Below are 19,535 nucleotides of genomic sequence, written 5' to 3'. Positions count from 1 at the left end.
GTCTGGTGGAAACTGGACAAACGGTTTTTTAAGTTGGTACTTAATCTGCAGAGAGTTAAGCTTGTAACAACGCCTTTAACTCGTCGAACGCCACTGGAAGCTTTTTATCGGCTCCGGCATCTGTAAAATGATGACCAGTGGGCATTAAGACAAACTTGGCATGCAGGTGGCGAGCCAGCGTCAAGGTATATGGGTATGGCACACTCGGATCATTGATGGCCGAGATGACGGTTACGTTTCGAATTTTCGGTAAAATTGCTGAATAATCAACTGGATGTTCAGTAAATGCATCCAGTGCCGGCAATGTCCAAATTGGTTCATCAAAGCCCGAGACCAACAAAACGTTGACGTTTTTGACCTCGTGTTGCAGCAAATAGTGCAACACTTGAATGCATCCGAGACTATGGCCAACCAGCGTCATTCCGTCAACCGGCTTAATCATCTGATCACAATACTGATCCCACGCCAATGTCTTTGGGTGATTGGAATCCGGAAAGTTCAACTTTTTAAACGGTACCTGCAACTGTTCCTCAACCTGCTTTTCCAGCCAGGGAAACCAGTGATCATGTGCAAATGATGTGTAACCATGGAACATGTAAATGATTGGGGTCGTCAAATTATTTCACCTTCATTTTTATAACTTGATTCGATTATAGCCTCAGTGACGGTGAATTTCGAGAGTTGCTTCCAGATTTTTTTGGCAAAAGATATGTTGCAACAACAAATCTTTCAATTATCATCTGTATCGTCAATTTTGTCCGAATTTGGGTAATATCAAAAAAATTATCGATATTGATAGTTTTAATTGATTCGAAATCCGAGTGGCTTATAATAAGATTAATTATCTAGTTAGCTAGGGGAGATCATCTCGTGAAATTTAATCGGTTTTTCTTAATTGCTATTTTATCGATAGTGTTTACTGTTATCCCAATTAATATCCATGCCTCTTCGGATCCAGATGCTGTGCCGCCTCACCAAATCTCTAAAAAACAGTTGACGAATCTTCAAAAAAAGTATCGATGTTTGGATAACGTCTCTTATTACAAAGCCAAACGGTCAGCTCCTGTCACATTTAGTTTTTACGACACGAATAATCCCAAAATTGTCCACCAAAGAACCGTCCAAATTCCCAAAGGCACCGTCATTATCGGTAATAAACTAGCATTAAATTCAAAAACAAACACGCCTAATATTTTCCAATTTAACATTAATACCCTAAGTTATGCTTTAAAGAAGTCATGGGTTAATGACAACACGCAACACCCAGATCTGTACACTAAGGATATAAATTCAATCAATAACACATTTTCAAAGATTAGCCGTCCTGCTTACATGCCGGTCTATTCTGAGGGTGCTTTCTATAAATATCTTGGCGACAAAGTTGATATTAGTCCGTGGAATGCCTCCACTGATCAGGTCAAATTAACATCAGATGGCTACGTTGAGTTTAGAAAGATTAATCCGGGGCAAGATACGGACCACCTGTTTAACCTAGTTCCTGTTTCAAGCTCAAAAATCTATAAAACTCTTGTGAAGCGCAATACGCGTTACCTTTACTATTCACATCACTTGAAAGGCGTTAATGACCGTAAAATCGCCAACTCGGGACCAACTAAGTATCGGTTAGCTGTTCGAAACTTACACCACCCATTTACGCTATTTGATGGTGATCAGGGCGAAGTTATTATGAGTAAATACCAAGTTGGAAACGCGACTTACTATACGGAGGATGGCGCTTATAGTGAGTAATCACTACCTTTCAAAAGCTAACGAAAGGTCCTGCACATCAGCATCTCAACTGCTAATGTACAGGACCCTTCTAAGTTGTGACGATTCATTTAAATAAATAAATAACTTTTTCAAAATCTATCCTCACCACCATTCTAAGTAACCATTACTTGGCTTCTTGTCATGATCATCTAAATATTGAGCAATATGTGAGCCTGGATCCGTATAGTCTAAGGCGAAATCTATAGCTACACTAGCTAGTGAAGCTGCATCACCCATTTTACGAATGGTCCTGATTTTTTTAGTTATCCGGGTATAAAATTAATTTGAAATTCTCAACAAAAACCAGTTAACACCTATATCACTTGAGATATAAATGTTAACTGACTTTTTAAATTATCATCAATGTTATCAAACTAACGATTAAGCGTCAAAATACGTTTGCTTCTCCCAATCCGTGACACTCAATTGAAACTTGGTTAATTCAGCCTGCTTCAACTCTAAGTATTTTGGAACCGCAATGCCCAAAGTATCGTTAAGGACCGCATCCTGTTTTAAGTTGGTTAACGCTTGAGACAGTGAAGCCGGCAACTGAACAATCTGTTGAGACTTGCACTGTTCATTACTCATTTCTGTTACAACATTAGCTTTACGCAAAAAAATTATAAGTAATAATTTTAAAGAAAGTAAGAAAGCGTAAACAAACAGTAAGGGCCTCATTTCAGATGAAAGAGTCTCTTTAACTGCCCGATACCAATTAACAAAGAACTTTTCTTTATGATTATACTGCAACCGATATTTGTATGAATAACTAAGATCTCTAAATAACAGAAGAAGCAATAATTGGAGCAGTAAAATTCCAATCACGTAAAAAAAATTTATAGATAAAAAAAGCCAGTCATACTTTTTTAACTGTAACTCCACAACCATTGCAGCAAATGGCATTAATACAATTGCAAATTGTCCAGAACCAATAATTGAAAGAAAAACTCCACATAAGAAATAGGTTGGCAATAAGCTCAAAAGAAGAGTTGGCAAAATTAGCTTCATTGTCCACACAACCCAAAATAATAATTGATAAAAAATGTATACCATACCAATTTTTGGCTCATTCGATGCCACATAAATTGGTGGAGGATCAAGAAAAGTTGTTATCCCTTGCAAAATACAAAGGCATCCCCATAAAATAAAAAAAGGATTTTTTAAAATCTTATCAAGTTTTCTTTTAAAATAACCCTTTGTAACCATTTGGCTCTCTCCTTTTAAAATATTCGGGATTTCTTACCAAGATATTTATGTATAAATCGAAATCATCCTTCAATGTGTAAAATGATTTCGATTGATTTGTACTGTTAAAAACGAATAGGATGAATCATCCAAAATTTCACGGTATATAAATAATTATACTTCCCATGACCAATCTTATAATAATACTTTATGATAGGAATTTTATACCCATGCGCAAAAATCAATTTACGATAACTATAACTTTTTGAAGGAGTAACTTTCGACTTATTTATGTATCGAATAATCATCACTCTCCTTTTGCTATCATACCTATACCGTGTTGTTCTCGAATCCTTAAAGTATATCCTCTGGTCATAGTCTTCATACTGTCCCCAGTTTGCTCCATTGTATTTAAGGATCAGCTGTTTTTTGGCGGAACCTAGTATATACGGGGTATATCTATGCCAAGTACCAGCTGAAACGGGCAAGGCATATGCCTGTTGAAACAAAAACATTCCAAAAAATGCAGTAATAAATAGCAAAATGCACGTTGTGGTTTTTCTCATTAACTATCCCTCACATCACATATTTTCTCCGTAACCATAACCCCTTATGCCCTATGTGGATGAGACGTTATGTAACTTGAAGTCCCAATTATTCTTGAATGCCGACTATTGAGATACCATGTAAATTTATCCTTAGTATAAATTTCATATGCATCTTCGTCAAAATAACGGGTAACTTTGAAGTTTAAAATATGATAGCCTGTTAAATACTTTTCTACTTTACTTGCTTTGCGTGTCGCCCAATCGGATGGATTCACTTTAAGAGGATACTTCCTAGAAATATGAATGCCAACATATCTCTCCCTATCTCTGTAATTTAAAAACCAGTTAACGTCAATATTGCTTGAGATATGACTATTAACTGGTATTTTTAAATTATCATCAATGTTATCAAACTAACGATTAGGCGTCAAAATACGTTTGCTTCTCCCAATCTGTGACACTCAATTGAAACTTGGTTAATTCAGCCTGTTTCAACTCTAAGTATTTTGGAACGACAATGCCTAAAGTGTCGTTAAGGACCGCATCCTGTTTTAAGTTAGTTAACGCTTGAGACAATGAAGCCGGCAACTGAACAATTTGTTGGGACTTGCGCTGGTCGGCCGTCATTTGATAAATGTTGTCTTCCACATTCTTGGGTGGCGTCAACTTTTGCTTAAGCCCATCAAGGCCGGCTGCCAAAACGGCCGCAATAGCTAAATATGGATTGGCCGATGGATCACCGCTTCGCAACTCAAAACGGGTTTGTGGGCCACGGCCATCTGGTACCCGAACCAGAGCCGTCCGATTGGCAATTGCCCAAGCCACATAGGTTGGGGCTTCATACCCTGGGACCAGTCGTTTAAAGCTATTAATACTTGGATTGGTAATGGCGGTAAACGCCGGTGCATGTGTCAGAATTCCTGCCAGGTAATGTAATCCTAGTGAGGAAAGACCGTGATCTGCCTTGGGATCATCAAATAAATTACGAGAACCGTCAAATAGTGAGGTGTTTAAATGCATCCCTGATCCATTGACACCCGCCAACGGTTTTGGCATAAAGGTTGCCCGCAAGCCGTATTTCACGGCAACTGTCTTAGCAGTTAGTTTTAATAATTGAATCCGATCGGCTGTGGTGACCGCATCATCAAATCGAAAATCAATTTCGCTTTGGCCCGGTGCAACCTCATGGTGATCCGCTTCAATCGCGAAGCCCATCTTCTTCAACGTGTTAATGGTTTCTCGTCGGCAAGCCTCGCTTTTATCAGCCGGATACACATCAAAGTAGGAGGCTTGGTCGTTTAAATCAACTGTCGGCCGCCCTTGTTCATCCGCTTGAAACAGGAAATATTCCATCTCAGCGCCGACATTCAAATGCCCGCAGCCAATCTCGGCCAGTGATGCGTCCAGTTGCTTCAAAACAAACCGCGGATCGCCTTCAAACGGTGTCCCATCACTATTATGCACGTCACAAATTAGTGAAGCTGTTTTGCCGCCATTGATAATCCACGGATAGACCGTCCAAGTATCCAAGTCAGGATAAAGATACATATCAGAATTTTGAATCGGCAAAAAGCCGGCAATCGAAGACCCATCGATTTTAATCTGATTGTTTAACGCTTCATCCAACAGATCAACCGGAATTTCAATATTTTTCAGTGCCCCGTTGAGATCCGAGAACGTCATTCTCAAATACTCAATTTTTTCGTCTTTTGCTAATTTACGAATCTCATCACTTGTTCTCATGAAAAACCTCCTGAGTCGTCATTGTTTTGGGATCCCTAAACTCATTATCCAGGTTCCCTTAACCAGTATTATACACGTAATATCTTCTGACATCAGATTTTTTTGAAAGTTTTGATTTTATTTTCAATTATTTTCATTTAAGGCTACAAACCAAAAAGGGCTCAAAATCATTCTGAGTCCTTTTAGAATAATCCTTGCTTTTAGCAAAAAATTTCTTTTTTAATCTAAAAATTAATCCCTCTGTTTAGCTTTAGTCAAAGCATCTCTAACGGCCGCCTTTAACGCGTTACTTGAAGTAGACGCCCCCGAAATACTATCCACGTCGACCGTGTTTTCGCGGACCATTGCTTTGGGTAATTCCGTCATCGCTTTTTGACCCACGTCTTCGCTTTCACTTTGTTGCAAAACCTCAACGGCTGAAATTTTGCCATCGTTTAAAGTCACTCTAACCACCACATGGCCGCCGATGCCATTGTTACTTTCACCAATGAATTGATTGGCAGCCGTCGAGAACTGTCGATCAGTTGCTTGATGATCAAGATCACTCTTTAAAAGCGCCTTTGGAGCAGCTGATTTAGAAGCGCTGGTTGTTGCATCCAACACCTTTTCAGCCGCGACTTCTTTAGTGACAGCCGCGTTTTCACCGGCAATTTTGCCAAAGATTAAACACTCCGCTAAGTTGCCACCGCCATTGTATTGATTAGCGTTAATACCGCCAAATTCACCAGCACTGTACAAATGCGGAATCGGTTGGTCAAAAGCGTCTAAGACTTGCGCCCGCGCATTGCGTTTGGCACCACCTTGCGTATTGAGCATGGCCGTGGCCAACGGCGTCGCAAAGTAAGGCCCACCGCCAAACGCCCGCATCGTGTCACCATTTCGATTTAAGCTTAAATCCTCACCATTTTCTGCGAAAACATTAAATCGTTCAACGGTTTGCTTGAGTGTCTTGGGGTCCGCCTTAATTTTATGGGCCAGGTCTGTCAGCGTGGCCGCTTTAATCGTGATTTTAAAGAAATCCGGATATGGCAGTTTACCCTTTGATTTAATTTGATTGTATTGTGTCCGATCAAAAATCAAATGGGGATGGGACTGTACCGTTGGCACCCGCCAACTGCCGTGCTCAAAGGCATGACCGTGACGGCCATTTTCGTCTTCGCGAACGTAACGACTCCCATCATCGGCGGCCACAAAAATACTGCCATTTGATAAATCAGGCCACGGACTTAAAATGAACTTCCCTCTGGATTCGAGTGGATTTTCAAACGTAAAGCCGGTGTTAAAGCCAAAGCCCTCAAAGGCACTCATATGCCATAGTTTGGCACCGACCTCCTGAGCCATCTTTAGCCCATCGCCCTTGTTGTACAGTGTGCCAATGACTTTTAACTTAGGAACCCCGATAAAATTCTGAATGGCTTCTGGGTTGTTTTCGAAGCCACCCATGGCCATAACAACCCCGTTGGTTGCCTGAACGTTAATCAATTGACCGTGTCGTTCAATTTGAACCCCGTTAACGACCTTAGTCTCAGGATCTTGAATGAGATGCTTTGCCGGGGAAGCCAGCCAAACATCAATCTGTGACTGACGCTTTTCAACCTGTTGACGCAATGTCTGCCACAATGAGGCATCAAAGTACCCATCGTGAACCGTCGTTAAGTCAACGGTTTCAGCGCCCTCAAATTCCGGGTATTCTGGTGACAACCCATTCGCAAACGCTTCAAAATCCGGATCACGATGAACGCGGTTATACGAAACTGGCTGATCAACACCTAAATATTTTTTAAAGTATTCTGGGATGGTCGTTAAGCCATGGACGTAGGTTTCAAGAATCTGCTCATCGATCTTGATGGGACCAAATAATTGTTTAAAATAACGTTTCATCTTGCTAAAATCATGCCCTGTCAAAACGACCTGCCCAGCATACCGGGTGTTGCCGCCTTCATGCCCTTCAGGAGCTGCATCAATTAACAAAACTTTGGCACCATTATCAGCCGCAAATCTGGCCGCTGTGGCTCCTGCGGCACCAAAACCAATCACTATAACATCATAAGTCGCCGCCCATTGAGGTTGGGTTGTTTTAAAATCTGATTGTTCCATTGTCAACTTCTCCTTTTTAATCGGGTCTTCCAATCAATGATGAAACCCGAAGCATTTAAGAAAACGCTTTCGGTTCTATTATCCTCCGATTCTTAAAAAAATGAAACGTCATTTAGTCACTTTCATCAAGCCAGCCTTACGACACTGCCGCCTTGAATTTCAACATTTCAAATTAGATCGCTGACTGACAGATTTTTAAATTCATGATAGGATGAAGGTAATCAAATGGCATAGGAGGTGGTCGGCCAACATGGGATTTAAAGAGCTGATGCTAAGTCGGTGGGGGCTATTTACTTTCATGATCATTGGCTTATTTTTTCTTGACTTCTACTCTTGGCCTACCAAGTTGATGTCTTTCAATACGCTTACTAAGTTAATTGCCTTTTCATTTTTTGGTATTGCATTTGGTATTGCCGTTTGGCAGGATCACCACAAAAATGACTAATGGCTCAATACCTATCAGTCATTCCATGAAAGGGAGGTCCAGCCGATGCTTAACAAACTTTTCGTGAAAAATTACATTGGTCAATCATTGATGCAATGGCTGGCACAACTCAGCCTTGCAACTGTCGTGTTATTAATCGAAACACGACAACTAAGTCAGCCAATGGGAATCAGTCTGTTTTTAGCGACAATCTTCTTAGAAATTGGCTGTCTGATTATTAAAGTCAGGCTTAAGAAACGACACGCAACCAAACTTTAACCTTCTAAAAGAAGACAAAAAGCCCTGACATTCTACAGGTTCATTTGTAGAATGCCAGGGCTTTCAAGTTAGTCAATTACATATTGGAGTTATACTTCGACAACGCTATACTGCTTAATTAACGCCAGTAGTCTCACCATATCGTCATTAAAGACCTGTCCGATATTGCCGATTCGAAAACTATCAATGGTTGAGACTTTGCCGGGATAGATAATAAACCCTTTTTCCTTGAGGTAGTTATAGAACTTCTGGAAATTGAAGTCTTTACTTGGGTATCTGAAGGATGTAATAATCGGTGACTGAACGGCTTCATCAATCACTGGTTGATACCCGAGTGTCATCATCCCTTGACGCAACGTTTTTTCATTATGTGCGTACCGTCTGTTTCTCGCTGGCACCCCTCCTTCCGCTGCCAATTCTTTCAGCGCTTGAAGAAAAGCGTAGACCACGTGAGTCGGTGAGGTAAACCGCCACTTGCCGTCGTGGACCTCAAAACACTGATACTGGTCATACAAGTCTAACGCCAATGAGCGGGCATTCCCGGCAGTTTGATCAATCGTTTGACGTTTGGCGATCACTAATCCAAATCCCGGAACACCTTGAATACACTTATTGGAACTGCTGATCAGATAATCGATTCCGAGCGCTTCGACGTTGATTGGGATGCCGCCAAAACTGGACATGGCATCGACAATGGTCACGATGCCCATGGCGTGAATTTTTGGAATCAGCGTTTCAATTGGGTTTAAAATGCCGGTAGTCGTCTCACAATGAACCATCGCAAAGTGGGTTACTTCCGGATGAGCGGCCAGTTTATCCATAATTTTTTCAAGCCCGGTCACTTCATCTTCATCAAAGACGACGTCAACGTGATTAATCCCCAGGTAGTCGGCAATTTGCGCCATTCGCTGTCCATACGCGCCGTTAATGGCAATCATCAACGTAGCCCCCTGTTTGGGAACCGCCGTGCCAATTGTTGACTCAACTGCAAATGTCCCGCTTCCCTGCATTAACACTGCTGTATAGGTCTTTTTTGACGCATTGGCTAATTTAACCAGGGCTGCGCGGACCTGCTGGGTATCTTCCTTGTACTCATCGTCCCAAGTCCCGTGGTCCACCAACATCTGTTCTTTCACCGTCCGACTGGTGGTCAACGGTCCCGGAGTTAGTAGAAGTGGTGCCGTTTCAACTTGTGGTTGAGTGGCCGCCTCATTAATTGCCGGAATCAACTTAATCAATTCACTAAGTTGGTTAACAACGTAGTCGGCCCCGGCTGCTTCCAGCTCTTCAGCGGCTTTGTTTCTTAATTCATTTTGTTCAGCGATCGTCAATTGATCAAATTCACCTTGAGACAACCCGATCAGATTTCCGCCTTCAACAACCCCTACCGAAATAGCATGGGCTGCTTTGCCCTCCAAAATATCGTTAACCGTATCGCCGACTTTAATCACGTTTCGTGGTTCAGTCACTCCCAACTGTTTAATTGCTGCCAACAGCATGGCGGCATGGGGCCGACCAACGCCGTTTGTTTGTTCGGAAGTCACGTTCGCTTGGGGCCGGTAGCCCTGTTTGGCAGCCAGTGGCAGAATTCGGTCCAACATTGACTGAGTATAGCCAGTGGTTGACCCGTATGAAATCTGGTTGGCTTCTAAATAAGTCACCAATTCTTTGACACCCTGCTTTAACTGAGCGGTTTCTGCTAAAACGGCTGTAATTCGACGTTGAAATTCAGTATAAATCTCGGTAACGGCCGTCTCAATTGGCGTTTCAGGATGTTTAGCCAACCATTTGGCCTGAATAGCGGGATTGGCCAACATTTTTTTAACGTGTGTCAATTTATCAAGACCCAAATCCAACCGAATTTCGGCGGTCGGGATATGAATATCGAAATGAGCAAAGGCTTGTTTAAACGCGATAATTGGTGCCTGACTGCCATAATCAACGGTCGTTCCGGCCCAATCAAAAACAACGGCTTGAATCATGTCTATCTCTCCATTTCCTCTAATGACAACTTTTCATTACTAAAGATACTGATTAATTTAACGGTGATGCTGCGATTAATGAGCGCTACGTTTGATGTATCTGGTTCGCAATTGATAGGAAATAATTTCCAGTGGAATCGTAAAGGCTAGGATCAGGTAAACAATCATCCCCACTTCATGGAAATCAAAGTAGAAGCCACTGGCCATAAACAGCTGATAACCAATGCCACCGGCTCCGGCAGCCGCACCGACTGCCACTGCATTGGCAAAATTAATTTCAAACCGAATGAAGGTCCAACTCAGAAAACTTGGCATCACGGAAGGCACAATCACCTGAGTGACCAGCGGCCAAAAGCCGACCCCAATCGCCCGCAGTGCAGCCAACGATTCCTTTGGCAGTTCATCAATACTGTCAGCATAGACTTTAACCAGATAGGCAACGCTGTGAAACGTTAAACCGATCACTGCCGCGTTGGCACCTAATCCCAACGCAACACTGTAGATTAACACCCACAAAATGGTTGGAATTGCCCGAATTAGCGCCATGCAGCTTTGCACTGCCACAATTAACCAACGGGGTGCTAAATTACGGGCAGCCATCAGCGCAATGAAGAAGGCGACAAGCGCCCCAATCAACGTTGTCAAGAAGGCCAGTGAAATGCTTTGCACCAGTGCACCGAGCAAACTCGTCATACTGGTATTTGACGCAGCCGGATGCAGCAGCATAATTCTCAGGTTATCAAGTAAGCCCTTGGTGGCCGCTGCCAAATTGACCCCCTTTGGAATAATCGTCGGAATGGTCAGCGCCGTTGTCAGTAACAGTAGCAACAACACCCCATAAATGGTTCTGCGCCGACGATCTTTCAATCGAAACGAAAAATTCAGTTTAGGAATCACTTTAGGCGCAACCGGCATCATTTCCAGCTGCTTTTCAGGCTTGCTAATCATGGGCAATTCTCCTTTCAACGAAGTTTGATGACAGTTCAACGGCAATCACCAGGATAATAATTGCCAAAACCACTAATCCGGCCGGTCCGTATCGAAGACTCTTAAAATACAGATCAAAGACAAAGCCGATGCCGGTCCCGGTTAACAGTCCCACCAAAGTAGCATCCCGGAGGTTGTTTTCAATCATGTAAAGAACCCAGGAAATCAATGGTGTACAAATTTCCGGCAGGACCGCTTGGGAAACCACCTGAAAGTAGTTGGCGCCAGTTACCTGAAGCGCCTGAATCTTTTCAATATCCACGTCTTCAATGGTTTCCATAAATGCCCGGGTTAGAAAGCCAACGCTTAAAAATAGCAAGGCCAGAAAGCCTGTAAAATCATTCTGCTTAAACGAAAACAGCAGTAGCATTGCCCAGCCAACGATTGGGATATTCCGCATGAACGAGGCAAACCCACGGATCACCCAGCTCACTACCTGACTCGGTCCCGTTGATTTTGCGCCCATCAAGGCCAAGCCCAACGAGATGACCGCGGCCACGCTGGTTGCTGCGACTGAAACCAGCAACGTCCGAATGAGGGCGCCCAAGATTTCCTGCCAATAGGCCATCGATTGGGAATTAGGAATAAAGTTTTTAGCTAACCAAATGATCCCGCGATCCAAGTAAAGAAAAGCGGCCGAGTTAAAGTCAAGAACTAACGATGCGCCGACGTACAGGACACCAATCAGTCCAATCAGCAGGGTTAGCTTTAACCGCTTTTTTAAAAAAAAGGCGTTGCCGTTGGTTTGACGAAGTTCCATTAAATTCACTCCCTCCTATTCGGTTACTAGTGAATCGACACCCGAGTAAATTGCTTCAATTTGACGATCAGTAGCTTCAGCTGCTTGGCCGTCAAAGACAATTCGACCGTTATTTAAGCCAATTAAATGATCGGCATAGGTCTTGGCAATATCAACCTGGTGCAGGTTAATTAAAATCATCAATTGTTTTTCGTCAGCCAGCCGGCGTAAAATGGTCATCACCATCGTCGTAGACCGGGGATCCAGTGACGCAATTGGTTCATCGCACAGCATCATTTTGGGATGTTGCATCAATGATCTGGCAATGCCGACCCGTTGCTTTTGACCACCACTTAAATCGCTGCAGTAGTTGAAAGCAAACTCTTTTAGGCCAACTTCATCGATTAATTGAAGGGCTTCCTGCTTTTCCTGCTTAGAGTAAAGCGATAGCACGCCGGCGATGGTTGATTTACGCGCCAAGCTGCCGTGAAGCACATTTTCGATGGTAGTTAACGGTTCAATCAAATTATAATTCTGAAAGATCATCCCAATTTTTGAACGGGTCTGTTTGAGCTGACGGCGAGATAGCTCACGAATATTTTGACCGTCAAAAAGGATTTGACCACTATCATCCGTAATTAATTGGTTAATACTGCGAAGTAACGTGGTCTTACCGGCACCTGACGGCCCAATAATCGCCGTTACTTCACCGGCCTTGGCAGTAAATGAGACATCACGTAATGACTTTTTCCCACCTTCATAAGTTTTGGATAAGTTTTTGACTTCAAGCATTGACTTAATTTTCCTCCCGAACTTTTCAATTAATTGTTCACTTTTATCACAGTATGCCGCGGTTACAATAGTCAATCAGCATCTATTCGCCCAAAATTTTATGGGTTGGTTGATACCATTTATCCGAAATGGCGACAAACTTGGTGTTACCATCTTTTGTGAATAATCCCCGGACCTTTGCATTTTCAGGCGCGAAGAATAAGTGATTGTTAGTAACGGATTTTGAAGTCAGCTGCTTGATGATCTTGTTGGTATCCTTGTCGCTGATCTTGCTCTTATTAACCACCAGAGGTTCGTTTTGAACCGCGTAAGCCGCAATGGCAACTGAGGACTTCCCTCTGACCGAGTTAAATGGTGCCGGGGCATTTTGATTAATTTTGAAAATGGCACCGGCCTTGGTTGAATCGTTTTGGAACTTACCATATTGGGTTAAATCCATGTCATCAAAGGCGGCAACATCCGCATCCCCCTTCAAAAGGTTAACTGCAGATCCCTGGTGTGATTGGCCATACATCACCTTGCTAAAGAACTTGCCACTTTGGGCCAAATCATCCGTACTTTTCAAATTAAAGGCTTTTTTGATTGCGCCGGCTGGAATTGAAAAACCGGAAGTTGATGTATTTGAGACAAACGACATCCGCTTGCCCTTAATATTCTTCAAAGAATACTTGCCGTTTACCTTATACTTAGCGGCTTGCGCTTTTGGCACCATGATATAACTATGATAATAAGCATCCTTTAAAGTACCGGACTTACCGGAATAAGTTAAAATCGGTTGAACATTGTGGCTTTGTTTATGGGCTTGAATGTACCCATCAGGCCCCATCAACGCAATCTGGGCCTTCCCAGAAGCAATTGATTGAATCGCCACATTATAGTCGGTGGTCGTTTGAACATTCACCTTTTTACCAGTTGCTTTGTGAATTTCGGTTGTCAGTGCCTTTCTGGCTGCCGTCTCCTCCTTCGCTGAATCACTGGGAAGAAAGACCACGTTTAACGTATCCGAACTTTTCCCACCGCTGGCCAGCGATCCCTTCCCACAAGCTGCCAGTGAGACAGCAACTCCTAGTAAACCGGCTGCCATCATTGTTTTCTTCCAAATCGTCATCACTCATACCCCTATCTTTTAAATTCTCACACGTCCGATCACGTGCGGGTTAAGATTGTCGATTAGCTTTAACCGTGATTAATTGTATCGAGGCAATGTAAATTTTCAGCAAATTCCCTGTAAGCCTTTGTAAACAACTTGTCAAAAATACTAAAAATATGTAAATTTTTAATAAATGAATGGATTCATTAGGCAGTTATCCTATTGACAAATACCGGTGATCCCCCTATGCTTGTAAAAATGAGATGAATACTAATATTGCTTTAAGTGTTTGTAACAGAACACACCATTTATTAGCACTTCTTTAATCATGATCAATTTAGAAGAATTGCAGGAGGATCAAGAATTATGGGAAAACAAGTTATTGGGACCGATGCCGTTAAACGCGGGATGGCCCAAATGCAGAAAAACGGTGTCATCATGGACGTCGTGAATCCGGAACAAGCTAAAATTGCCGAAGATGCCGGGGCGGTTGCCGTCATGGCTTTGGAACGAGTACCTGCCGATATTCGAAAAGCCGGCGGGGTTGCCCGAATGTCAGATCCGGCAATGGTCGAGTCCATTATGAACGCCGTTTCAATTCCGGTAATGGCTAAAGCCCGTATCGGCCACTCTGCTGAAGCCCGGGTCCTTGAAGCCGTTGGTGTTGATTACATCGATGAAAGTGAAGTTTTAACTCCTGCCGATAATCAATACCATATTCTAAAGAGTGACTATACGGTGCCATTTGTTTGCGGCTGCCGAAATCTCGGCGAAGCGCTGCGGCGAATCGGTGAAGGTGCTGCAATGCTACGAACCAAGGGCGAACCAGGAACGGGTAACATTGTCGAAGCTGTGACCCACATTCGCAAAGTTCAAACGCAGATCAGAGACGTAGCGGCTGCCAAGCCTGATCAATTAATGACCATTGCCCGTGATCTAAGAGCGCCATACGACTTGGTTCAGTGGGTTCACGAAAATGGCAAACTGCCGGTGATTAATTTTGCTGCAGGTGGTGTTTCAACACCGGCCGACGCTGCTTTGTTAATGAACCTTGGTGCAGATGGGATTTTTGTCGGTTCTGGAATTTTCAAATCAAAGAATCCGGCTAAATTTGCCAAAGCCATCGTTCAAGCAACGGCTCATCCAACTGACTACAAGTTAATTGCCGAAGTTTCCAAGAATCTCGGAGATCCCATGAAGGGGATTGATATGTCAGAATTGGCTGAAGCCGATCTAATGGAAACCCGTGGTAACTAAAAGGAGGTCGAAGCCATGATTGGCGTTTTATCCTTACAAGGTGCCATCAGCGAACACGCCCATGTTTTAAATCAAATTGGTGTTAAGAGTAAGCCGATTCTTAATCGAGACGACTTAAACGGGATCGACGGCCTGATCATCCCTGGTGGTGAAAGTACGGCTATCAAAAAATTAATGGCCTACAATCATCTTTTCCCGGCCATCAAACAACTCATTCAAGACGGATTGCCGACCTTTGGAACCTGTGCCGGGATGGTTCTCTTGTCACAACCGGATTCCTTTGATATGTTACCCGCCACCGTGGTTCGAAATGGTTTTGGCCGTCAGCAGCAAAGCTTTGAAGCTGACCTGACTTTTAAAGCATTAGCCAAGCCTTTTCACGCTGTCTTTATTCGGGCACCCTATTTAAAAAATGTCGCGGACAACGTCAAGGTACTTGCGTCAATTGAGGACAAGGTCGTGGCCGTTGCCAAAGATCACGTGTTGGCAACCGCCTTTCATCCCGAGTTGACCGGCGACGTCCGGCTGCATGAATACTTTATCGATCACTTTGTTCACTAATTCAGCAATCTAATAACCGGACAACAAAAAAGACTGAACCCAATTCAAAGTTTTTCTAAGAATTGACTTCAGTCTTTTTTATTACATCATACTTTATTTGGTTTATTAAAACGGTTGCTTCATTTGACGCCTTAGTCTCCGTAGATTAACCGTTTGTGTCCGCTCACTTTTTAGGACAGCTACACCCGGCAGACTCCTACATGTAAGGGATCAATCTGAAAAATCCAAAAACGGGATTTCCCAGATTGACGCCTTACATTCCGGAATCTAACCGCCGGACTCCGCTCACTATCCGTTAACCAAAAGTTCCATTTGCCCCTTTTGTGGCGCAAAATTAATGCCCACTAATGGTTCTCTTAAAATCTTACCATATTCTTCCAAAACATCATCAGGCAATGGTGTGTGCGCTTGCAAAGATGCCAAGACGTCACCGGCATCATGAGCGGCGCCCAAATCAATAAATAAATTAATCTTATTGACCACATCTCGGAAAAGATCTGTTAGTAAACTATTTGGCTTCCCCGCTACGTCAGTAATAACGACTTGTGAAGCGTCAAACCCCAAATGGTTAAAACTCACCATTTTTAATACATCGAATAAATTATCCATTGCCCTGCAGTCCCTTCATCACGTTTACCTTATTACTTAATTATAGTCATAATTTACTGGGAAAGGAAAGCATTTTTACTTCTTTGGCCGACAATTTCAACATTAACTTTTGACAATCGTCCTCATAAGATTAAATAACCCTTTTAAAATGATGAGAATTGGTGTTATACTCAAGTAACAGTTTTAAATATTATATTTTAAGAGGTGTCCATTATGACAAGAAAAATTGGTGTTATTGGGATGGGCCACGTTGGCTCAACCGTTGCTCACTACATAGTTGCGGAAGGTTTCGCGGACGAATTAGTCTTAATCGATACAAATGAAAAGAAGGTTAACGCCGACGCAACTGATTTTGAGGATGCAATGGCCAACTTACCGGTACATACAAATTTAACAGTCAACGATTACGATGCTTTAGCAGATGCTGACGTCGTGATTTCCGCGGTCGGCAACATCGGCCTTCAAAAAGACAATAAAGAACACGACCGGTTTATTGAATTGCCATTCACCAAAGAAGCCGTCAAAAGCGTGAGTCGGAAGTTAAAGGCCTCAGGTTTTCACGGAATCCTAGTTAATATCACCAACCCGTGTGACGTGATTACCATGATGTATCAACATTACACCGGTTTTTCAAAGGACCGGGTGATGGGAACCGGAACGCTCTTGGATTCGTCAAGAATGCGACGTGCCGTGTCGGCCGAATTACAAATTGATCCCCGCTCGGTTGGCGGCTACAATCTGGGTGAACATGGTAATTCCCAGTTTACTGCCTGGTCAACAGTCCGCGTTTTAGGCCAGCCGATTACCAAGGTTGCCGCAGAACGCCAAATTGATTTAGCTAAACTTGACGAAGTTGCCCGGGCTGGTGGTTACACAGTCTTTCATGGCAAACGTTACACTAACTACGGCATTGCCTCAGCTGCCGTTCGCTTAGCTAACATCATCATCAGTGATGCGCGAACCGAAATTCCAGTTTCCAATTACCACGAGGAATACGGTACCTACCTTTCTTATCCGGCCATTGTTGGACGAGAAGGCATTGCTGAACAATTAAAGCTTGATTTAACAAAGGATGAAAAACAAAAGCTCCAAACTTCCGCCAACTACATTCGAACCCGCTTTGAGGATACTGTAGCTGAGATGGAAAGTGCCGAAGCAGAATAATGTTTTCAGCTTAAAAGTCGGATATGCCATTTAAGGTGATCCGACTTTTTTGGTGATGCCGCTTTTAGCCTATCAATCAACCAGACAGTGATTTCAAACAACTCCAGTTAACGTTTTTGCTTATTCTCAGCCTAATAAAAATGACCACCAATTTCCATCCCCCAACAGCAAGAGAAAATTGGTGGTCATTTATGCTTTTAAGAAATTGCTTTTTCAGTATCCAACTCTTTAATCAATCTCATCAAATCCTTGGCATTTTCAACTACATAATCTGCGCCAGCTCTTTCCAGTTCGGCGGTTGCTTGATTTTTCAGCGAATTCCGACGAGCAAACGGCAAGGCACTGAATTCCGATTGAGACAGGCCAATCAAGCTACTGCCTTCAACCATTCCAATCGTCACAACGCCGGCGGCCTTTCCTTCAAAAATATCACGCGGTGTATCGCCAACTTTAATAACTGACTCGGTATTTCGAATCCGGAGCTTGGTCATTGCCTGCTTAATCATTTCAACTCCTGAATAAGCAACGTCTTTAAATTCATCGGCCGTCACATTAATAACCGGATCAAAGCCCTGCTCACTGGCCAGGGGCAAAATTTGTGTCAACATTTCCCTAGTATAATGGGTGGTCGTCGCAAAGCGGATGCCTTGAGTCCGAAAATATGAAATCAGTGCCGGCATCCCCGATTTAACCTTGGCAATTTGTGGCAGAATCTCCAGAATATTACGGTTAAACCATCGATTAAGTTGCGCAACTCCCGTTTCCAAAGATAAATCAGGATGAGCTATGTACCATTCTTTTTGGCACTTTTCGGTTGCCATTAAGCGTTTAATTTGAATCAGGGGGTCAGTCCCGTCACAACTAAAATCAGTCAAGTTTACCTCAATCCCAAATTGGTTAAATGTTTTTCGCAGGGCAATTGCTGGTGCTTGATTGCCATAATCAATCGTCGTTCCTGCCCAATCAAATATCACTGCTCGAATCATGTCGTGTTCTCCTTTAAATTGCTTATTTATATTTTTATTTTAGAGATAATGTGTAAATATTTAACGAAATCAATGTAAAAGTTATGTAAATATAACTATACACGAAACCATTAATGCATGAGTAGTTTCTAAATTTTTGATTTCTTTAACTGGCGTTTTCATTCACACCCTCTATTAATTTAAATACGATAAAAGGCACCGCAATTTTTGAGAAATTCGCAAAATTAGTTAGGCCGGGTAATTAAGGGATTTTCACAAATTACTCAAACATTTCCCTTAATTTCTTCACAAATTCTTCACAGCTTTGACACGAACGTCGCTTAAACTATTATTTAATGAATAAAAGATTCCCCCAATTTCACAAACATAATCACAACCTAAAAATAAGGAGTTTTTTGATTGCACAATACAAAACAAACCGTCCTTGATGAACTGATTTCATTAATGGATGCAACCCGTGACAAAGCGATTGCCAGCATCAAATTGGTAAAGCCCGACGATCCAATTTCCTATCACCCTAACCTCGCAAATGGCCCAATCCCTTCTGATTCCAGCCTGGCTCAATTCAATGTGGCTTCCGAGTTGGCCAAACGAATTCTGAATGATGACCCCACTGCGACAGCCATTGTGGCCCAGTATCAATCGGGGATTATTCTTGAGTTAACGAAACAACACGAAGTTGATTACGAAAATCCTCGAAACGTTAAAAGAGTCATTAATACCTGGCTGGGAATCACTGAATTAAACGATTGATCGGCTTCATTTCAAAACATCTCAAAAATAGCTTTTAAACTTCAGTGCTGGGATGTGACCGGCTTTTTGAACTTGCAATGGCTGGATTGACTCACTATAATACTAATCAACGAAGGGAATTTTCATAAGCTTAGTTAAGAATCACCAAGGAGCTTATGAATTGAACGAAACAAAGCAACGCATTATTAATGAGTTGATTCAAATTATGACCGACAATCAGGATAGTGCAATTAAAAATCTATCCATGCGAATTTTGATAAATCATCAAACCAGTAAAATGGTTCATTCGACCCCATTGCCTGTGGAATCAATCCCATCAAATCGCAGTTTGGCCTGCTTTAATGTCGCGGCTGAATTAGCAAACTTAATGATGAATAACGTCACCATCACTAAGCGAATCGTCGAGAAGTACGAGCCGGGGATCATTGAGACATTGGTTGATCAGCATCCAACCGATTATAATAATCCAAAAAACGTGATGCGCGTGATCAATGCTTGGTTAGGGATTAAAACAAGTGAATACTAACTGAATGCCATGGAGAAATGATTCCAGGCATTTTTTGTTTTTA

General features: G+C 42.5%; 19 protein-coding genes and 1 pseudogene. 8 read left to right on the top strand and 12 right to left on the bottom strand.

Going from position 1 to position 19,535, the window contains the following annotated elements; all coding sequences use genetic code 11:
- Positions 1 to 55 precede the first annotated feature (55 nt).
- Positions 56 to 595 carry an RBBP9/YdeN family alpha/beta hydrolase gene (locus ED605_RS11705; RefSeq protein ID WP_121979094.1) on the bottom strand — a complete coding sequence of 180 codons (540 nt, stop codon included), beginning with the start codon at positions 593 to 595 and terminating at the stop codon, positions 56 to 58.
- Between the two features lie 275 nt (positions 596 to 870).
- Here ED605_RS11705 and ED605_RS11700 point away from each other — a divergent pair, with 275 nt between their 5' ends.
- The gene (locus tag ED605_RS11700) at positions 871 to 1,749 is read left to right on the top strand and encodes a hypothetical protein (protein ID WP_121979067.1); all 879 of its coding nucleotides are present in this window, start codon (positions 871 to 873) and stop codon (positions 1,747 to 1,749) included.
- Between the two features lie 402 nt (positions 1,750 to 2,151).
- Here ED605_RS11700 and ED605_RS11695 read toward each other — a convergent pair whose 3' ends face one another.
- The 3 genes from ED605_RS11695 to ED605_RS11680 form a co-directional block, all read right to left on the bottom strand.
- The gene (locus tag ED605_RS11695; protein ID WP_121979066.1) at positions 2,152 to 2,976 is read right to left on the bottom strand and encodes a hypothetical protein; all 825 of its coding nucleotides are present in this window, start codon (positions 2,974 to 2,976) and stop codon (positions 2,152 to 2,154) included.
- 947 nt (positions 2,977 to 3,923) lie between these two features.
- On the bottom strand, positions 3,924 to 5,246 hold the full coding sequence (gene glnA / locus ED605_RS11685; RefSeq protein ID WP_121979064.1) for a type I glutamate--ammonia ligase: 1,323 nt from the start codon (positions 5,244 to 5,246) through the stop codon (positions 3,924 to 3,926).
- A 231-nt stretch (positions 5,247 to 5,477) separates the two neighbouring features.
- Positions 5,478 to 7,343 carry an FAD-binding protein gene (locus tag ED605_RS11680; RefSeq protein WP_121979063.1) on the bottom strand — a complete coding sequence of 622 codons (1,866 nt, stop codon included), beginning with the start codon at positions 7,341 to 7,343 and terminating at the stop codon, positions 5,478 to 5,480.
- Between the two features lie 250 nt (positions 7,344 to 7,593).
- Between ED605_RS11680 and ED605_RS11675 the strand changes: the two genes are divergently transcribed.
- Both ED605_RS11675 and ED605_RS11670 read left to right on the top strand, forming a co-directional pair.
- On the top strand, positions 7,594 to 7,788 hold the full coding sequence (locus ED605_RS11675) for a hypothetical protein (protein WP_121979062.1): 195 nt from the start codon (positions 7,594 to 7,596) through the stop codon (positions 7,786 to 7,788).
- A 45-nt stretch (positions 7,789 to 7,833) separates the two neighbouring features.
- The gene (locus ED605_RS11670; RefSeq protein ID WP_121979061.1) at positions 7,834 to 8,046 is read left to right on the top strand and encodes a hypothetical protein; all 213 of its coding nucleotides are present in this window, start codon (positions 7,834 to 7,836) and stop codon (positions 8,044 to 8,046) included.
- Positions 8,047 to 8,135: 89 nt separating this feature from the next.
- Here ED605_RS11670 and phnW read toward each other — a convergent pair whose 3' ends face one another.
- The 6 genes and pseudogenes from phnW to ED605_RS11645 all read right to left on the bottom strand — a co-directional run bounded on the left by phnW (position 8,136) and on the right by ED605_RS11645 (position 13,654).
- Positions 8,136 to 9,263, bottom strand: coding sequence for a 2-aminoethylphosphonate--pyruvate transaminase (gene phnW / locus ED605_RS14795; RefSeq protein ID WP_225419130.1), 1,128 nt, complete (start codon positions 9,261 to 9,263; stop codon positions 8,136 to 8,138).
- 18 nt (positions 9,264 to 9,281) lie between these two features.
- Positions 9,282 to 10,028: pseudogene (phnX, locus tag ED605_RS14790) on the bottom strand (phosphonoacetaldehyde hydrolase); the annotation flags it as partial.
- Positions 10,029 to 10,103: 75 nt separating this feature from the next.
- Positions 10,104 to 10,976 carry a PhnE/PtxC family ABC transporter permease gene (locus tag ED605_RS11660; protein WP_121979059.1) on the bottom strand — a complete coding sequence of 291 codons (873 nt, stop codon included), beginning with the start codon at positions 10,974 to 10,976 and terminating at the stop codon, positions 10,104 to 10,106.
- A complete protein-coding gene (locus ED605_RS11655; RefSeq protein WP_121979058.1) occupies positions 10,969 to 11,775 on the bottom strand; it encodes a phosphate/phosphonate ABC transporter permease in 807 nt (268 codons plus the stop codon). Before ED605_RS11655 ends, ED605_RS11660 begins: the two co-directional genes overlap by 8 nt.
- 15 nt (positions 11,776 to 11,790) lie before the next feature.
- On the bottom strand, positions 11,791 to 12,546 hold the full coding sequence (phnC, locus tag ED605_RS11650; protein WP_121979057.1) for a phosphonate ABC transporter ATP-binding protein: 756 nt from the start codon (positions 12,544 to 12,546) through the stop codon (positions 11,791 to 11,793).
- Positions 12,547 to 12,628: 82 nt separating this feature from the next.
- Entirely contained in the window at positions 12,629 to 13,654 is a 1,026-nt protein-coding gene (locus ED605_RS11645; RefSeq protein ID WP_121979056.1) for a phosphate/phosphite/phosphonate ABC transporter substrate-binding protein, read from the bottom strand.
- A 348-nt stretch (positions 13,655 to 14,002) separates the two neighbouring features.
- Here ED605_RS11645 and pdxS point away from each other — a divergent pair, with 348 nt between their 5' ends.
- The gene (gene pdxS, locus ED605_RS11640) at positions 14,003 to 14,893 is read left to right on the top strand and encodes a pyridoxal 5'-phosphate synthase lyase subunit PdxS (RefSeq protein ID WP_121979055.1); all 891 of its coding nucleotides are present in this window, start codon (positions 14,003 to 14,005) and stop codon (positions 14,891 to 14,893) included.
- Positions 14,894 to 14,908: 15 nt separating this feature from the next.
- On the top strand, positions 14,909 to 15,454 hold the full coding sequence (pdxT, locus tag ED605_RS11635; RefSeq protein WP_121979054.1) for a pyridoxal 5'-phosphate synthase glutaminase subunit PdxT: 546 nt from the start codon (positions 14,909 to 14,911) through the stop codon (positions 15,452 to 15,454).
- Positions 15,455 to 15,742: 288 nt separating this feature from the next.
- Here pdxT and ED605_RS11630 read toward each other — a convergent pair whose 3' ends face one another.
- Complete coding sequence (locus tag ED605_RS11630; protein ID WP_121979053.1) at positions 15,743 to 16,063, bottom strand: hypothetical protein; 321 nt, start codon at positions 16,061 to 16,063, stop codon at positions 15,743 to 15,745.
- Between the two features lie 213 nt (positions 16,064 to 16,276).
- Here ED605_RS11630 and ED605_RS11625 point away from each other — a divergent pair, with 213 nt between their 5' ends.
- Entirely contained in the window at positions 16,277 to 17,227 is a 951-nt protein-coding gene (locus tag ED605_RS11625) for an L-lactate dehydrogenase (protein ID WP_121979052.1), read from the top strand.
- A gap of 197 nt (positions 17,228 to 17,424) precedes the next feature.
- On the opposite strand, the gene phnX (ED605_RS11620) is transcribed toward ED605_RS11625, so the two are convergent.
- Positions 17,425 to 18,213, bottom strand: a complete 789-nt coding sequence (phnX, locus tag ED605_RS11620; protein WP_121979051.1) for a phosphonoacetaldehyde hydrolase — start codon at positions 18,211 to 18,213, stop codon at positions 17,425 to 17,427.
- A 399-nt stretch (positions 18,214 to 18,612) separates the two neighbouring features.
- Between phnX (ED605_RS11620) and ED605_RS11615 the strand changes: the two genes are divergently transcribed.
- Positions 18,613 to 18,966 (top strand): hypothetical protein, encoded by a 354-nt coding sequence (locus ED605_RS11615; protein ID WP_121979050.1) that lies wholly within the window; start codon positions 18,613 to 18,615, stop codon positions 18,964 to 18,966.
- 160 nt (positions 18,967 to 19,126) lie between these two features.
- Positions 19,127 to 19,492 carry a hypothetical protein gene (locus tag ED605_RS11610; RefSeq protein WP_121979049.1) on the top strand — a complete coding sequence of 122 codons (366 nt, stop codon included), beginning with the start codon at positions 19,127 to 19,129 and terminating at the stop codon, positions 19,490 to 19,492.
- Positions 19,493 to 19,535 lie beyond the last annotated feature (43 nt).

Source organism: Lentilactobacillus raoultii (assembly GCF_900411375.1).
Taxonomy (GTDB): domain Bacteria; phylum Bacillota; class Bacilli; order Lactobacillales; family Lactobacillaceae; genus Lentilactobacillus; species Lentilactobacillus raoultii.
Note: the sequence above shows the minus strand (reverse complement) of the source record. Positions and strands in the feature narration are given on the sequence as shown.

Coding starts and splice junctions, on each gene's coding strand:
- ED605_RS11705 (WP_121979094.1), bottom strand. CDS start 595: ATGTTCCATGGTTACACATCATTTGCACATGATCACTGGTTTCCCTGG.
- ED605_RS11695 (WP_121979066.1), bottom strand. CDS start 2,976: ATGGTTACAAAGGGTTATTTTAAAAGAAAACTTGATAAGATTTTAAAA.
- glnA (WP_121979064.1), bottom strand. CDS start 5,246: ATGAGAACAAGTGATGAGATTCGTAAATTAGCAAAAGACGAAAAAATT.
- ED605_RS11680 (WP_121979063.1), bottom strand. CDS start 7,343: ATGGAACAATCAGATTTTAAAACAACCCAACCTCAATGGGCGGCGACT.
- ED605_RS11675 (WP_121979062.1), top strand. CDS start 7,594: ATGGGATTTAAAGAGCTGATGCTAAGTCGGTGGGGGCTATTTACTTTC.
- ED605_RS11670 (WP_121979061.1), top strand. CDS start 7,834: ATGCTTAACAAACTTTTCGTGAAAAATTACATTGGTCAATCATTGATG.
- ED605_RS11660 (WP_121979059.1), bottom strand. CDS start 10,976: ATGATTAGCAAGCCTGAAAAGCAGCTGGAAATGATGCCGGTTGCGCCT.
- ED605_RS11655 (WP_121979058.1), bottom strand. CDS start 11,775: ATGGAACTTCGTCAAACCAACGGCAACGCCTTTTTTTTAAAAAAGCGG.
- phnC (WP_121979057.1), bottom strand. CDS start 12,546: ATGCTTGAAGTCAAAAACTTATCCAAAACTTATGAAGGTGGGAAAAAG.
- ED605_RS11645 (WP_121979056.1), bottom strand. CDS start 13,654: ATGACGATTTGGAAGAAAACAATGATGGCAGCCGGTTTACTAGGAGTT.
- pdxS (WP_121979055.1), top strand. CDS start 14,003: ATGGGAAAACAAGTTATTGGGACCGATGCCGTTAAACGCGGGATGGCC.
- pdxT (WP_121979054.1), top strand. CDS start 14,909: ATGATTGGCGTTTTATCCTTACAAGGTGCCATCAGCGAACACGCCCAT.
- ED605_RS11630 (WP_121979053.1), bottom strand. CDS start 16,063: ATGGATAATTTATTCGATGTATTAAAAATGGTGAGTTTTAACCATTTG.
- ED605_RS11625 (WP_121979052.1), top strand. CDS start 16,277: ATGACAAGAAAAATTGGTGTTATTGGGATGGGCCACGTTGGCTCAACC.
- phnX (WP_121979051.1), bottom strand. CDS start 18,213: ATGATTCGAGCAGTGATATTTGATTGGGCAGGAACGACGATTGATTAT.